The sequence below is a fragment of the Myroides sp. LJL115 genome (assembly GCF_054871665.1).
This window is the reverse complement of sequence record NZ_JBTXLS010000032.1, coordinates 20,181-34,365: the sequence shown is the minus strand read 5'-3', so window position 1 is coordinate 34,365 and position 14,185 is coordinate 20,181. Positions and strand designations below refer to the sequence as shown.

The window sequence follows — 14,185 nt, the reverse complement described above, 5'->3', positions numbered from 1 at the left end:
TTAGAGTTCGGATTATTGGCAATCGCACAGAATATTAGAAAAAGAGTGGCATAAAATGCCTCTTTTTACACCAAAATACCGAAAATATATTTTTCCAATGTCTGAGCTTCGCATATTTAGAAAAATACCGAAAATCACACAGAAGTAAAATGCAAAAAAATAGGGCTGTCTCTTTTTCTTTAGAGACAGCCCCTTTTGTTTATCTATCTATGACAAGCACTTTGACTTGGACTTAGGGTATTTACGGGACTTTAAATGCAGCTTTAGTAAGAAAAAAGCACTAAAATTCCCTTTAAAATTCTTCTTAAGAGCTAAAGTTTTTTAAGTTTGTAAAATAGGTATGAAAAATAAAAACAGTGAGAGTAGTTATACAACGAGTAACACAAGCTAGTGTTAGAGTAAGTGATCAAGTTGTTGGTCAAATTAATCAAGGATTATTAGTATTAGTTGGAATAGAGCAAGAAGACAATGAACAAGATATAGATTGGCTTGCTAATAAAATTGCAAATCTTCGCATTTTCGACGACCAAGATAAGGTGATGAATAAATCTTTATTAGATATAGATGGTCAAATTCTACTAGTTAGTCAGTTTACCCTGCACGCCTCTACTAAAAAAGGTAATAGACCTTCTTACATAAAGGCAGCAAGACCAGAATTCGCCAATCAAATGTATGAGCAGTTTGGTAGTATTTTACAGCAAATTACTAATAAGCCAATACAGAAAGGAATCTTTGGAGCGGATATGCAAGTTAGTTTGAACAACGATGGACCAGTGACCATCCTTATAGATACAAAGGATAAACAATAGATGAATTACATTGCAAAACTAGGGTTGTTCACCCTTTTATTTATTGTGCTAAACTGGTTTATCTCCCAAGACATGTTTTGCGCTTTGCAACTAAACCCATCTTGTATGTTTAGTTTCTTTAGCAAATATATTGTCTATATGATTGCCATGGTACTTTACGATAGATACAAGAGTAAAAAAAATATACAAAAACTTAAATAGTCGAGGAATTATGAATATACAAGATGCACAAAAAGCCGTAGATAATTGGATTAAAGAACATGGTGTTCGTTACTTTAATGAGCTTACTAATATGGCTCAATTAACCGAAGAAGTGGGAGAGGTGGCCCGTATTATTGCTCGCCGTTATGGAGAACAGTCGGAAAAGCCAAGTGATAAGGATAAAGATTTAGGGGAGGAACTAGCAGATGTTATTTTTGTAGTATTATGTTTAGCTAACCAAACTGGTATTGATTTACAAAAGGCCTTTGACAAGAAACTAGATATTAAAACCAAAAGAGACCACGATAGACACCACCAAAATGAAAAATTAAAATAAAGCTTTTAACCAACCAACTAATAATTAACCAAAGTGAATATAGTATTACATCAAAGCAAAATAATAAACAACCAAACCATTACTATCTCTGGTAGTAAATCAGAGAGCAATCGCCTTTTAATCTTACAAGAGTTATTTCCAAATTTAGTACTACATAATTTATCGGATTCTGATGATGTTAAAGCCATGCAGAGTGCTTTAAGTAGTAATGCATCTACAATTGATATACATCATGCGGGTACTACCATGCGTTTTTTAACAGCGTATTATTCTTTATGTACTACTAAGAAACTTGTTCTAACTGGAAGTGAGAGAATGCAACAAAGACCAATTGGTATTTTGGTAGATGCTTTAAGACAACTTGATGCAAATATCACTTATACTAAGAATCAAGGATATCCTCCTTTAGAAATTCAAGGGATTTTAAGTCAAGGAGGTAAAATTAATTTGCCTGCAGATATAAGTAGTCAATATATTTCGGCTTTGTTATTAATTGGAACCAAATTGAAAAACGGTATACAATTAGAGTTAATTGGACAAATTACTTCTTTACCCTATATTCAAATGACCTTAAGTTTATTAGAGAGTCTTGGGGTACAGACAAGTTTTGAAGGTAATACCATTAAGGTTAGTCCTCTTTTGGATAACCCTGTGCTAGATTTTACTGTAGAACCAGACTGGTCTTCGGCCTCGTATTTCTATTCCATTATAGCTTTATCAGAAATAGGTACAAGTATTACTTTGAACAATTATAAAAAACAAAGTTTGCAAGGAGATAGTGAGGTTGTTTCTCTCTACCAAGAGTTAGGAGTAGAAACAGTATTTATTCAAGATAAAGGTATTGTTCTGACTAAAATAAACAAAGGCACAGATTATTTTAAAGCCGATCTTATACAAACTCCAGATTTAGCTCAAACTATTGCAGTTAGCTGTTTTGCTATGGGTATAACTTGTGAATTAAATGGTTTACATACTTTAAAGATCAAAGAAACAGATCGCCTTGTTGCTTTACAAAATGAGTTAAGTAAATTGGGGGCAGATATTCAAATTACCTCGGATAGTCTTTGTATTGCTCCAAGCTCTACAATTATAGCAAATGTTTCTATTGATACTTACCAAGACCATAGAATGGCAATGGCTTTTGCTCCACTTGCATTAAAATGCCCTATAAAGATTAATGAAAGTGAGGTAGTAAGTAAATCTTTTATTAATTTTTGGGAAATTTTATTAACTCTTGGCTTTCAAATGGATAAACAAGATGCATTATAAAGATAAATAATTGGTTAAATACTTGACAAGGCCTATTAGAAGGTTGTATATTTGTAAATTGTTTTAAATAAAACAAGTCTTTGTTTAATTTTTTAAAAATTGTATTCAATGAAGTTATCAAACTTTAATTTTGATTTACCAGAAGAATTGTTGGCTGAGTTTCCTGCCGAATCTAGAGATGAGTCTCGTTTAATGGTAGTGGATCGCGCCAGTGGCAGTATCGAACACAAATTATTTAAAGACTTAATCGATTATTTCGATGAAGGAGATGTTATGGTATTAAACAATACTAAAGTATTTCCTGCTAGATTATATGGTAATAAGGAAAAAACGGGTGCTAGAATTGAAGTTTTCTTATTAAGAGAGCTTAATGCAGAGCAACGTTTATGGGATGTATTGGTAGATCCAGCACGTAAAATTCGAATTGGAAATAAATTATACTTCGGAGAGGATGACTCATTAGTTGCTGAGGTAATAGACAATACAACTTCAAGAGGAAGAACACTTCGCTTTTTATATGATGGTTCTTATGAAGAATTTAGAGAGAAATTACAGGAATTAGGAGAAACTCCAATTCCAAAGTATATCAATCGTGAGGTTGTTCCAGAGGATGCAGAACGCTACCAAACTATTTACGCGAGTAAAGAAGGTGCAGTTGCAGCTCCTACAGCAGGATTACACTTCTCTAAACACTTAATGAAGCGTTTAGAAATTAAAGGGGTGCAGTTTGCGGAAGTAACACTTCATATTGGTTTAGGTACTTTTAACCCCGTTGAGGTAGAGGATTTATCGAAACATAAGATGGATTCTGAGGAAATGTTTGTGGATCAAGAGGCTTGTGATATTGTAAATACAGCTAAAGAGAATAAGCAAAGAATCTGTGCAATTGGTACAACTTCTATGCGCGCTTTAGAAAGCTCTGTTTCTTCTAGTCAAACATTAAATCCATTTGAAGGATGGACAAATAAGTTTATTTTTCCTCCTTATGAATTTAGTATTGCCAACTGTATGGTAACTAACTTCCATATGCCAAAGAGCACATTGATGATGATGATTTCTGCTTTCTGTGGACATGATTTAATGATGAAAGCATATGATGAAGCTGTGAAAGAAAATTATAATTTTTACTCTTACGGAGATGCTATGTTAATTATCTAATTTCATACGATATAAAATAAAAAACGCCTATAGGTAATAATCTATAGGCGTTTTTTATTGTCTTTTATTTTACTATGTAAAACCATAGCTTTTTCAGCAATACCCAAAGCTAAAGAGGCATCTAAGTTATCTTGCGTTTTCCATAAAGCACTTAAAGCAGACCAGACAACTACCCACTTTACCAATGTTTGATATTCGATATGAGCAATTTGACAAATAAGTAATATATGTTTCTTTAATCTTCCAGGTTTAAGTGCAATGGCGCTATTAGGGTTGCATAAAATATTTGCATAATCAAATTCTCTTGGTCCAATGACTGCTTTAGGGTCAATAGCTACCCATTTGTTTTTTTTAGTTACTCCTATATTTAAATGAGGTATATCTCCATGTAAGATAAGGTCTTTACTTGATTTGTTAAAAAGGTTAAGAGTAATTTCTTTTACTTTGTAATAAAGAGAATCTTCTGGGAAGTCTCCTTCAATAATTGGGGTAAACCATTGTCTTAACACAGGTGGATTTAAAGGGGTATAATCTATTTTATTTTGGTGTAGCTCTAGGATAACTTTGGCAATTATCTCAGTGGCATTTAAGTCTTTTTTCTTGTTTAAACTGCAATAATATAGCAGTGGAAAACTAGGGATGTACTCCATTAAAATGGCTGTTTGGTAATAATGGTAAACCTTAGCGCTTCCATTACCATTATAATAAGCCATTAATCCACAGCCAATTTTTTCTTGTTTATTGGTGGGAATTTTAAGCACTTTTTTTTGGCCTGCATCTTGGCAGTATTGAAGAATACTAGTTGGGGTTACTATTGGTTTTCCAAGGGGCTGTAGTTGCCATTTTAGTAATATTTCTTCTAATAGATGCATGAAGTAAGTGATGATTTTTTAAATGGGCTATGGATTGCTTTTAAGGCATTTGTTTGTTTTGTTTTGAGTAGCTTTTCAAATGTAAACAAAAACCTTTACTTTTACTATAACCAAAAACATAACCCTAGTAAAAGATGATATTCGAAAATACTTTAGACTTTGCTAAAAAGCTAGACGCTGTTGATCCATTAGCTAGTTATCAACAACAATTTAATTTCCCAAAAATAAACAATAAGAAAGTAATTTATTTCACAGGTAATTCTCTTGGTTTACAACCCAAAAAAGCAGTAGAGTATGTAGATCAGGTGATGAAAGACTGGGCGGAACTAGCTGTAGAGGGGCACTTCTATGCCGATAAGCCTTGGTGGGATTTTCATGAAAGATTCTCAGAGCCTTTAAGCAAAGTTGTAGGTGCACTTGCAAGTGAGGTAACTGTAATGAACACTTTGACGGTAAATCTACATTTACTAATGGCTACTTTTTATAAGCCAAGTGGAAAGAGAATTAAGATTATTTGTGAAGAAAAGGCCTTTCCTAGTGACCAATATTTGCTTCAATCTCAAGTTAGATGGCATGGTCTTGATCCCAACGAATGTATCATTGAGGTTAAGAGACGAAAAGGAGAACACAATTTCAGAACTCAAGATATTTTAGATGTTATTGAGCAGCACAAAGAGGAGGTAGCCCTGGTTTTAATGGGGGGGATAAATTATTACACTGGGCAGGTTTTAGATATACAAGCCATAAGTGAAAAAGCAAAAAGTGTAGGAAGTTATGTTGGATGGGATTTAGCTCATGCAGCAGGAAATATTATGTTAGAATTACACCATTGGCAAGTTGACTTTGCAGCTTGGTGTAGTTATAAATACATGAATGCAGGTCCTGGAAATGCCTCAGGATGTTTCATACATGAAAAGCATCACCACAACCAAGAACTCGTTCGTTTAGCTGGTTGGTGGGGGCACAATAAAGAAAGACGCTTTTTGATGGAGAAGGACTTTGATCCAATTACCACTGCGCATGGCTGGCAAGTAAGTAATCCGCCTATATTAAGCTTAGCTCCTTATTTGGCCTCAGTAGAAATGTTTGATGAGGTTGGAATGAAAGCTCTTTGTGAGAAAAGAGATAAAATAACTGCTTATTTGGAATTTGTTATTCAAGATATTGCCAAGCAAAAACAAGTTAATTATCAAATAATTACCCCAGAGGATCTTAAAGAGCGTGCTTGTCAATTGTCTGTGCTATTACATGGACAAGGTAAAGGGCTATTTAATTATTTGATGAAGCAAGGTGTCATTGTAGACTGGAGGGAACCTAATGTAGTGCGTTTAGCTCCAGTTCCTCTATATACTAGCTATCAAGATATATATAATTTTGGACAAATATTAAAGGAAGCTAGTTTGTAAAAATCAAATTTCATTGGTTTGTAAAAACAATGGATTATAATTATAAATTTGCAAAAATTTTAAGACCTAGTAAGATGTCAACAAAACAAGAAAAAATAAACAGCTTTGATCCATCTCAACCTGGATTATCGGATGCTACTATATATGGTTTACCATTTACTCAACAAGAAAGTGATATTATAATTTTGCCTGTGCCTTGGGAGGTTACAGTTAGTTATGGTAATGGTACTTCACAAGGACCTGAGGCTATTTTAGAGGCTTCTTATCAAGTAGACCTTTTACATCAGCAATATCCTGATTTATGGAAATTAGGTATATATATGGATGATAAGGAGTCTGAGCTTGCAGAGCAAAGTCAAAAATACAAAGAGTTAGCTCAACCAATTATTGAGCTATTGGAAAATGGGGAGGATATTGCTGATCATCCAGCATTACAAAAAGATTTAGATGCCATTAACCAGGCTTGTGCTAAGATGAATCAAGAGGTGGAGGATAGAACTTCTCATTGGCTTTCTCAGGGTAAACAAGTAGTTTTATTAGGAGGAGACCACAGTACGCCTCTAGGATATTATAAAGCTATGGCTAAACACCACCAGGAGTTTGGTATTTTACATTTTGATGCCCATATGGACTTAAGAGATGCTTATGAAGGATTTACTTATTCTCATGCTTCTATTATGTTTAATACATTAAAGCAAATTCCACAAGTTAGCAAAATTGTACAAATTGGTATTCGCGATTTTTGTCAGCAAGAAGCAGAAGTGGTTTTATCTTCAGACAATAGAGTGCTAGTGCATACAGATATGGACTTAAAGCAACAAGAATTTACTGGAGTATCTTGGCATCAAAAATGTGATCAAATTATTCAAAGCTTACCAAATAAAGTAGTGGTTAGTTTTGATATTGATGGGTTGCTACCATGGTATTGTCCAAATACAGGTACACCAGTTCCTGGAGGATTGACTTTTGAACAATCTACTTATATGTTAAGTCAGTTAGCTAAATCTGGTAAACAGATTATAGGAATGGACTTAGTGGAGGTTGCTCCTGGTGAACAAGGAGATGACTGGGATGGTAATGTTGGTGCACGTTTATTGTTTCACATGTGTGGAGCTATGGCAAGTTCTCAAAAAATGCAAGTTGGTAATGAAATAGTATTTCCAAAATAATTTATTTCTAACGATATAACATACAGAGCTCTTTGGGGGATAGCCCAGAGCTCTTTTTTTTTAATAATAGTTTTTTAACCTTTTAAGAAAGATAGGCAAAATACACGTTTTGCTTATAAACTTAAAGTAAGTATGAGTTTAAGTATTGCAATTGTTGGAAGTGGTTTAGTAGGGGTAGCCCTAGCAATTACTTTAAAACAAAGAGGGTTGGATGTAGTGGTCTATGATAAAAGCAAAGATATACGCCAGATAGATTTTAAGGGACGTTCTATTAATTTAGCTCTTTCTCATAGGGGGTGGAAGTTATTGGAGCACCTAGGTATAGACCAAGAGATCCGAAAAATTGGTATTCCTATGTCGCAGCGTGCTATACATATGGCCGATGAACAGGTAAAATACCAACCCTATGGAGTGAATAAGGAAAGTATATGGGCTTTGTCTAGGTCGGAGTTTAATAAGAAACTTATTGATATTGCCATTCAAAGAGGTGTTGTTTTTCAATGGGAGACTCCCATCTGGGATATAGACTTGGATAAGGGGTTACTTTATACGGCTGCTTTGGAACAAGACAAATGGGATTCTATTGCCCACCGGGTAATTTTCGGTGCCGATGGAGCTTATTCTAAGGTGAGGGCCCGTTTACAACGTCAAAGTAGATTCGAATACCAACAATCCTATTTGCCTCTAGGATATAAAGAGTTAGTTATTAGTCCTTCTAAAGAAGGAAAAGCGTTACTAGATCCAAATTCGTTTCATATTTGGCCTCGCAAAGACTTTATGTTAATTGCCCTAGCAAATACAGATAATTCTTTTACTTGTACTTTGTTTATGGCTTATAAAGGAGATGTTTCCTTTGAGAATATTCAAAGCCCTAGTCAAGTAAAGGAATTTTTTACTACCCATTTTCCCGATATTGTTAGATTGATCCCCTCTTATGATAAGATGTATAAAAATAATCCTGTAAACTCTCTAGTAACAACCAAGTGTTTTCCATGGATTCACAAAGATAAAGTTGCTTTAATTGGGGATGCTGCCCATGCTATGGTACCTTTTTATGGACAAGGTTTAAATGCAGGCTTAGAGGATGTTTTTATTCTAAATAAAATTATGGATGAAAATGCCCCTGAAGACTGGAGTAAGGTTTTTATAGATTATCAACAGCAAAGAAAACCAAACGCAGATGCTATTTGTGAACTATCTGATCGAAACTTTCAAGAGATGAGTGAGCATACTGCTGATGATAGCTTTTTACTTCGCAAGAGAATTGAAATGGATTTTGCTAAAGCTTATCCAGATCTTTGGTTGCCTTTATACGATATGGTCACTTTTAGTGATCACAGTTATAAAAGTGCTTTAGAACTTGGGAATAAGCAAAGAGTTATCATGGATAAAATTATGGATTTTATAGATGTAGAAAAGCAATATAAAGAGGGAACCTTATTAGATAAAATTAAAGATTTAGTATAAAAAAATGAAGGAGTTGTTTTTTTTTGATTGAGTTCAAAATAAGACAACTCTTTTTTTTAATGTATTATAGTCTGTGATATCTAAGGGGGATGTTATAACAATAAGCGCAATGTTTCTAAAGTGTATCTACATTATTAAGGAATGGTCAATAATAGGAATCAGGTAAAGGTTATTAAGCATATCTATATACATTTGACACGCCAAAAAGACGAAGGATTACCTAAGAACAAACTCTTGTGATAAGAGAGGTTTTTAAACAAGTGATAAGTTAGTTTTTATAAGAACCTTACTTGTTTTAGTAATGCATGGCGGTATTAGGTAGAGATGTAAAAAGCAATGCTTTAGCTTTTTTACTATTTCAGATGTACCTTTTGAATAAGTAAAATATCCTCAAAAGTAGAGACTATTGGTAAAAAAAAGTATATTTTTAAAAAATATATGTTCTATTTTTTGCCTATAAATGACAAGATTTTTCTTGAAAAAATGAAATTTCACTTACTGAGTATTTTATTATTTTTTAAGGTTTACTTTGAAATACTATTAATATATTTTGGTAAAAATGTTTTTGCATGGGGAAAATTTCGAATTTTCAAGTAAATAGCATAAGTAGGGAATTTTCAAGGGATTGAGTTAAAAGCCTTAATGAGGTTTCAAAGGATTTTAAAATATAGTAAAAAGGGATGAAAAAATATTTTTTTATCTTAAAAATAAACCTCAATTTGCGGAATCATTTTCCAGCAATAAGGGCATTTAGCCTACAGCTTGCAAAATCAGTGAATACAATAGTTGATATAAAAAACATAAAATACTATTAAAATTCATTTTTGATAAAAAATGGGTATCATTGCTGAAATATTGTTTTTTGTATAGCCTGTAAATGTTAAAATTGAAAGTAGTGTAAAAAAGATAGTGGTATATTTGAAATAGACTTGTTATCTTTACCCATGCTTAACATTTTATTTAGAATCTTAAGTAGGACAAAAAGAATAAAACTACATGAGGTGATAAAAATTAAAAATATTGTTTTTAATTTTTTTATTTCGTGTAAAAACATAAATTTGCGACTCTCATCAGTTGTAAGTGAGAAAAAAGAAAAATAAGTAATAATTGAAAAAAAGAATTAAATTTTAAAAAGATGACAAACGTATCAAACGAATTAGTTGAGAAAAAAAGTTCTGGCTCAGGAGCAAGTAGAGTAATTGCATCATTAGCAGTAGTTTTTTGTGTGGTTTTTGGAGCACTTATTTGGAACTATGTAATGGGTAGTCCATCTAACTTCGAAAATGGTGACCCAGAAGGACACCCACTTCCAGGAAATATCTTAGGTTTATTTTATAAAGGGGGGCCAGTTGTTGCTTTATTAATTGGATTAATGACAATGACAGTTGTTTTCTCTATCGAAAGATTTTTCGTAATCTCTAAAGCTGCAGGGAAAGGAAACATTGGGAAATTTGTTGCAAGTGTTCAACAAGATATTAACCAAGGAAGAATTAAAGAAGCAATGGAAGCTTGTGATGCACAACAAGGTTCAGTAGCAAACGTGATTAAAGCTGGTTTAATCAAGTATGAAGAAATGAAGAAAGAAGGTTTCTCAAGTGAGGAAGCTACTGAAGCAATTCAAAAAGAAATCGAAGAGGCAACTACATTAGAGATGCCAATGTTAGAAAGAAATATGATCGTTTTAGCAACATTAGTATCAATTGGTACATTAGTGGGGTTATTAGGAACAGTAACAGGGATGATTAAAGCGTTCTCGGCTTTAGCTACATCAGGTACTCCAGATTCAGCTGCATTAGCAACTGGTATTTCTGAAGCGTTAATTTGTACTGCTACAGGTATTGGTACTTCTACATTAGCTATTGTTATGTATAACTCATTCACTACTAAAATTGATAGATTAACTTATTCTATTGACGAGGCTGGTTTTGCTATTACTCAATCTTACAGAAGATTCAAAGGTTTAGTAAAATAATTTCGAACTAAAGAATAATATATTAATATCCAATTATTTATCTGATTAAAGATAAATATTGGATTAATTTAAACTATCAATGGCAAAAGGTAAAATGAAAAAGAAGAGTATGGGAGTGGATATGACCGCGATGTGTGACGTGTCATTCTTACTACTTACCTTCTTCGTATTAACTTCTACAGCGAAACTTCCGGAGCCATTACCTGTTGATACACCTAGTTCAACTGTTCAAACTAAATTACCTGAGAGTAATTTAGCAACAATAACTTTAGGTGATGATAAGGTTTTCTTTGGAGTTTTAGGAAGAGAAGATCGTATTGCAACCCTGGAAGAAATGGGTACTATTTACGGTATAGAATTTAATGATAAAGAGAAAGAAGCTTTTTCTTATTTAGAGGGATTTGGAGTACCAATGAACGAACTAAAAAGTTTCTTAAACCTGCCAGCAGATGTTAGAAATAAAACGTCTGCCGATCAAATAGGTGTTCCTACTGATTCTTTAAATAATCAATTAAAGGATTGGGTTAGAAGTGCACGTGTGGCTGCTAAGAATAAAAATAACCTAGTTCTAAACATCGCTATTAAAGGAGATGCAGATGAATCTTTCCCACATGTTAAAAATGTGATGGACATTCTTCAAGAGCAAAGAGTTAATAAATTCTTCTTAGTTACTGGACTTAGAAATGAGGATTTTTAATCATTAAAAAAACTGTAAATGGCTGAATTAAATACTGGTGGGTCTAAGGGTAAAGACACAAAAGTAAGAAGTAAGAAGCAGAACGCTGGTGTTGACTTAACAGCAATGGTGGACTTAGCATTCTTATTGATTACCTTCTTTATGCTTACCACATCTATGAATAAGCCCCAGTCTATGAACTTAGCAATGCCAGATAAAGCGGATGCTACTAAAGAAGACGATAAAACCAAAGTAGATGAGAATCGTACATTAACGATCCTACTTGGGGCTGATAATAAAATTATATGGTACATGGGTATGCCTCATGAACCAATTGAAGGACCAAACGATACATCTTATGGAAAAACTGGTATACGTCAAGTATTACTAGGTAAAGAAAAGCAAGCAATTGCTTATTCACAAGATCCTGAAAAAGGTTTAATCGTTATTATCCGCGCTAGTGAAAATGCAAACTACCGTAACTTAATTGACATTTTAGATGAAATGGCAATTACTGGAGTTAAATCTTACGCAATTGTGGATATTACCGATGCAGATTTAGAATTCTTAGGTGAACAGAAATAGTTAACGTCCTAACGGAAAAACAAGAAATTATGTCAAAATTAAATATCTTTAAAAAAGATTGGATTGATATTGTCTTCGAAGGTCGTAACAAATCTTACGGAGCTTATGAATTACGATCTAAAGACCCAAAAGTGACTACTTTATCGTTATTGGCAGGTATGGCAGTATTTGGTATATTGCTAGCTTCTCCAATGTTAATTGATATTGCAAAAGGTACTTTTGGAGTTAAAAAGGTGAAGGTTTACGATGAGGTTTTAGAAATAAAAGACATCAACTTACCACCACCAATAGAGGAATTACCTCCTCCTCCTCCAATAGAGGAAGAATTACCTCCACCACCTCCACCAGAGGTAAAGAGTGTGAACGACCAGAAAAAGTTTACTGAGCCTGAGGTTACTAAGAAAGAAGAAGTAGTCGAAGAAATTGCAAAACAGGAAGAATTCGAAGGTGATGTAGATCCGGGAGCAAAAGATGCTGAAGGAGATAAAGAGCAAGGAGAAATTAAGACTGGAGATGCAACAGGAGATGCAAACAAAGATGATGTTCCAGAGGTAGATGTAAATCAAATTTTTGATGCTGTACAACAAACTGCTCAATACCCAGGAGGTATGGGAGCGTTTAACAAGCTTTTCATTAGTAGATTTAGAACTCCAGATATTGATTCAGGAACTAAACAAATTCGTGTGATTGTTCAGTTTATTGTTGAGGTAGATGGATCATTAACAGATATCAAGGTTCTTCGTGACCCTGGATATGGAGTAGGGAAAGAGGCTATTCGTGTATTAAATGCAATGCCGAAGTGGTCTGCTGCTCAACAAAACGGTAGAAACGTACGTTCTCGTTTTACCTTACCAATTACAATTCGCGTACAATAATTTATTAGTATGTTGAACAATAAATTTAAACAGAAATCGCCTTTACAGCGATTTCTGTTTGTTTTCGGATTATTCTTTTTCGTACTTTATCTAGGTTTGGGATGCATGTTTATTTTATGGAAGGATATGCCTTTAACCCTTGATTATACCTCTAGAGCTCTTTTTGGAGGAGTATTAATTATCTATGGGATATTTAGATTCTATCGATTATGGAATAAGTAAAAAAGCAATAAAGCACTTTTAAAAGCTTCTCTTTAATAAAAGAGAAGCTTTTTTTGATTAGTCTTCTTTGTAAATGCGTTAAAAACATATTTGCAGTAAGAAAAGATTTATTTTATTGCTTATCTTTATGATTATTAAATACAAGAAAAAACCAATTTTTGGTTTTAAATACACTAGAAATGAATAAAAGTATACAAAGAAGGACGGTTGTTCTTTGCATAAGCCTATGTATTGGGCTTTTTTTTAGCCAATGTAAGGACTATAAACAACAAGTAGTAGTACCTTCAGAAGAGTTGGATTTTAGTCAAATAGCGGAAACTCCAGTAAGTGGACAAACTAACATATTAGTAGAAGAAAGTATTTTTCCAATTGTGGAAGATTTAACCATATTATTTGAACATGAGTACAGTAGAGCTAAGGTTGATTTAGTGCAAACTTCTCAAGCACAAGCTTTACATTTATTATTGAATGACTCTATTCGAATTGCTGTTTTGCCTAGGACTTTGAATGAGGAGGAAATGGCGCTTTTAGAAGGACGTGTAGTTCCTAAGCAGACGCATTTTGCAAGCGACGCTATTGTGTTTGTAGCTAATAAATCTTTCCAAGATTCTATTGTGGATTACCAGAAAATCATTAAGAATTTACAAAGGAAGAGTTCTTCCTTAGATCAAGGGATGCAGCTTAATCAAGAAATAGATAAAGATCCAATATTGGTTTTTGATAGCTATAATTCAGCTGTATCGAGTTTTTTCCGCCAACAAACCAATAGCGAAGATTTCCCTAAAGATTATGCCTACTTTTTGGCCAATACCCAAGAGGTAATTGACTATGTTAATAAAACGCCTAATGCTATAGGAGTTATTGGATTAAACTGGTTAACCCAACCAAGTGAAGATATCGAAAAACAATTGAAAAATGTGAAGGTTTTAGGAGTCAAGAATCCTAACGATGGGAAGTATTATAAAGCCACTCAGAATAATATTGCTACCAAGGATTATCCTTTAACTAGAGATTTATATATCATTGACCTACAAGGGAAGAATGGTTTGGGCTTAGGTTTTGCATCTTACATTGCAGGATACAAAGGTCAAAGAGTTGTTTTAAAATCCGGTTTAGTGCCTTTTAAAACGCCAACTCGTGAACTTGTGGTTAGACAATCATTGTAAC

The 14,185-nt window shown here is 33.6% G+C and carries 14 protein-coding genes; 13 read left to right on the top strand and 1 reads right to left on the bottom strand.

Annotation, left to right across the window (positions count from 1 at the left end):
- Positions 1 to 356: 356 nt before the first annotated feature.
- The 4 genes from dtd (at position 357) to queA (ending at position 3,774) form a co-directional block, all read left to right on the top strand.
- Positions 357 to 809 carry a D-aminoacyl-tRNA deacylase gene (gene dtd, locus ACYSNX_RS09030; RefSeq protein ID WP_461754352.1) on the top strand — a complete coding sequence of 151 codons (453 nt, stop codon included), beginning with the start codon at positions 357 to 359 and terminating at the stop codon, positions 807 to 809.
- A gap of 211 nt (positions 810 to 1,020) precedes the next feature.
- On the top strand, positions 1,021 to 1,347 hold the full coding sequence (locus ACYSNX_RS09025) for a nucleotide pyrophosphohydrolase (protein WP_461754351.1): 327 nt from the start codon (positions 1,021 to 1,023) through the stop codon (positions 1,345 to 1,347).
- A gap of 33 nt (positions 1,348 to 1,380) precedes the next feature.
- Complete coding sequence (locus ACYSNX_RS09020) at positions 1,381 to 2,616, top strand: 3-phosphoshikimate 1-carboxyvinyltransferase (RefSeq protein ID WP_461754350.1); 1,236 nt, start codon at positions 1,381 to 1,383, stop codon at positions 2,614 to 2,616.
- A gap of 108 nt (positions 2,617 to 2,724) precedes the next feature.
- A complete protein-coding gene (gene queA, locus ACYSNX_RS09015) occupies positions 2,725 to 3,774 on the top strand; it encodes a tRNA preQ1(34) S-adenosylmethionine ribosyltransferase-isomerase QueA (protein ID WP_461754349.1) in 1,050 nt (349 codons plus the stop codon).
- A gap of 41 nt (positions 3,775 to 3,815) precedes the next feature.
- Here the strand turns inward: queA and ACYSNX_RS09010 are convergent, their stop codons facing one another.
- Positions 3,816 to 4,646, bottom strand: a complete 831-nt coding sequence (locus ACYSNX_RS09010; protein WP_461754348.1) for an aminoglycoside phosphotransferase family protein — start codon at positions 4,644 to 4,646, stop codon at positions 3,816 to 3,818.
- Between the two features lie 134 nt (positions 4,647 to 4,780).
- Here ACYSNX_RS09010 and kynU point away from each other — a divergent pair, with 134 nt between their 5' ends.
- The 9 genes from kynU (at position 4,781) to ACYSNX_RS08965 (ending at position 14,184) form a co-directional block, all read left to right on the top strand.
- Complete coding sequence (gene kynU, locus ACYSNX_RS09005; RefSeq protein ID WP_461754347.1) at positions 4,781 to 6,052, top strand: kynureninase; 1,272 nt, start codon at positions 4,781 to 4,783, stop codon at positions 6,050 to 6,052.
- Between the two features lie 74 nt (positions 6,053 to 6,126).
- Complete coding sequence (locus ACYSNX_RS09000) at positions 6,127 to 7,221, top strand: agmatinase family protein (protein ID WP_461754346.1); 1,095 nt, start codon at positions 6,127 to 6,129, stop codon at positions 7,219 to 7,221.
- A 132-nt stretch (positions 7,222 to 7,353) separates the two neighbouring features.
- Positions 7,354 to 8,688 carry an FAD-dependent oxidoreductase gene (locus ACYSNX_RS08995; protein WP_461754345.1) on the top strand — a complete coding sequence of 445 codons (1,335 nt, stop codon included), beginning with the start codon at positions 7,354 to 7,356 and terminating at the stop codon, positions 8,686 to 8,688.
- Positions 8,689 to 9,823: 1,135 nt separating this feature from the next.
- Positions 9,824 to 10,660 carry a MotA/TolQ/ExbB proton channel family protein gene (locus ACYSNX_RS08990; protein WP_461754344.1) on the top strand — a complete coding sequence of 279 codons (837 nt, stop codon included), beginning with the start codon at positions 9,824 to 9,826 and terminating at the stop codon, positions 10,658 to 10,660.
- Between the two features lie 79 nt (positions 10,661 to 10,739).
- Positions 10,740 to 11,357 (top strand): ExbD/TolR family protein, encoded by a 618-nt coding sequence (locus ACYSNX_RS08985; RefSeq protein WP_461754343.1) that lies wholly within the window; start codon positions 10,740 to 10,742, stop codon positions 11,355 to 11,357.
- Between the two features lie 18 nt (positions 11,358 to 11,375).
- Complete coding sequence (locus ACYSNX_RS08980; protein WP_461754342.1) at positions 11,376 to 11,921, top strand: ExbD/TolR family protein; 546 nt, start codon at positions 11,376 to 11,378, stop codon at positions 11,919 to 11,921.
- A 29-nt stretch (positions 11,922 to 11,950) separates the two neighbouring features.
- Positions 11,951 to 12,796, top strand: coding sequence for an energy transducer TonB (locus tag ACYSNX_RS08975; RefSeq protein WP_461754341.1), 846 nt, complete (start codon positions 11,951 to 11,953; stop codon positions 12,794 to 12,796).
- A 9-nt stretch (positions 12,797 to 12,805) separates the two neighbouring features.
- The gene (locus ACYSNX_RS08970) at positions 12,806 to 13,018 is read left to right on the top strand and encodes a hypothetical protein (RefSeq protein ID WP_461754340.1); all 213 of its coding nucleotides are present in this window, start codon (positions 12,806 to 12,808) and stop codon (positions 13,016 to 13,018) included.
- Positions 13,019 to 13,197: 179 nt separating this feature from the next.
- Positions 13,198 to 14,184, top strand: coding sequence for a PstS family phosphate ABC transporter substrate-binding protein (locus tag ACYSNX_RS08965; RefSeq protein WP_461754339.1), 987 nt, complete (start codon positions 13,198 to 13,200; stop codon positions 14,182 to 14,184).
- Position 14,185 lies beyond the last annotated feature (1 nt).

Bases quoted from the DNA above. Each gene is read 5' to 3' on its own strand.
- ACYSNX_RS09025 (WP_461754351.1), top strand. From the start codon at position 1,021: ATGAATATACAAGATGCACAAAAAGCCGTAGATAATTGGATTAAAGAA.
- queA (WP_461754349.1), top strand. From the start codon at position 2,725: ATGAAGTTATCAAACTTTAATTTTGATTTACCAGAAGAATTGTTGGCT.
- ACYSNX_RS09010 (WP_461754348.1), bottom strand. From the start codon at position 4,646: ATGCATCTATTAGAAGAAATATTACTAAAATGGCAACTACAGCCCCTT.
- kynU (WP_461754347.1), top strand. From the start codon at position 4,781: ATGATATTCGAAAATACTTTAGACTTTGCTAAAAAGCTAGACGCTGTT.
- ACYSNX_RS09000 (WP_461754346.1), top strand. From the start codon at position 6,127: ATGTCAACAAAACAAGAAAAAATAAACAGCTTTGATCCATCTCAACCT.
- ACYSNX_RS08995 (WP_461754345.1), top strand. From the start codon at position 7,354: ATGAGTTTAAGTATTGCAATTGTTGGAAGTGGTTTAGTAGGGGTAGCC.
- ACYSNX_RS08990 (WP_461754344.1), top strand. From the start codon at position 9,824: ATGACAAACGTATCAAACGAATTAGTTGAGAAAAAAAGTTCTGGCTCA.
- ACYSNX_RS08985 (WP_461754343.1), top strand. From the start codon at position 10,740: ATGGCAAAAGGTAAAATGAAAAAGAAGAGTATGGGAGTGGATATGACC.
- ACYSNX_RS08980 (WP_461754342.1), top strand. From the start codon at position 11,376: ATGGCTGAATTAAATACTGGTGGGTCTAAGGGTAAAGACACAAAAGTA.
- ACYSNX_RS08975 (WP_461754341.1), top strand. From the start codon at position 11,951: ATGTCAAAATTAAATATCTTTAAAAAAGATTGGATTGATATTGTCTTC.
- ACYSNX_RS08970 (WP_461754340.1), top strand. From the start codon at position 12,806: ATGTTGAACAATAAATTTAAACAGAAATCGCCTTTACAGCGATTTCTG.
- ACYSNX_RS08965 (WP_461754339.1), top strand. From the start codon at position 13,198: ATGAATAAAAGTATACAAAGAAGGACGGTTGTTCTTTGCATAAGCCTA.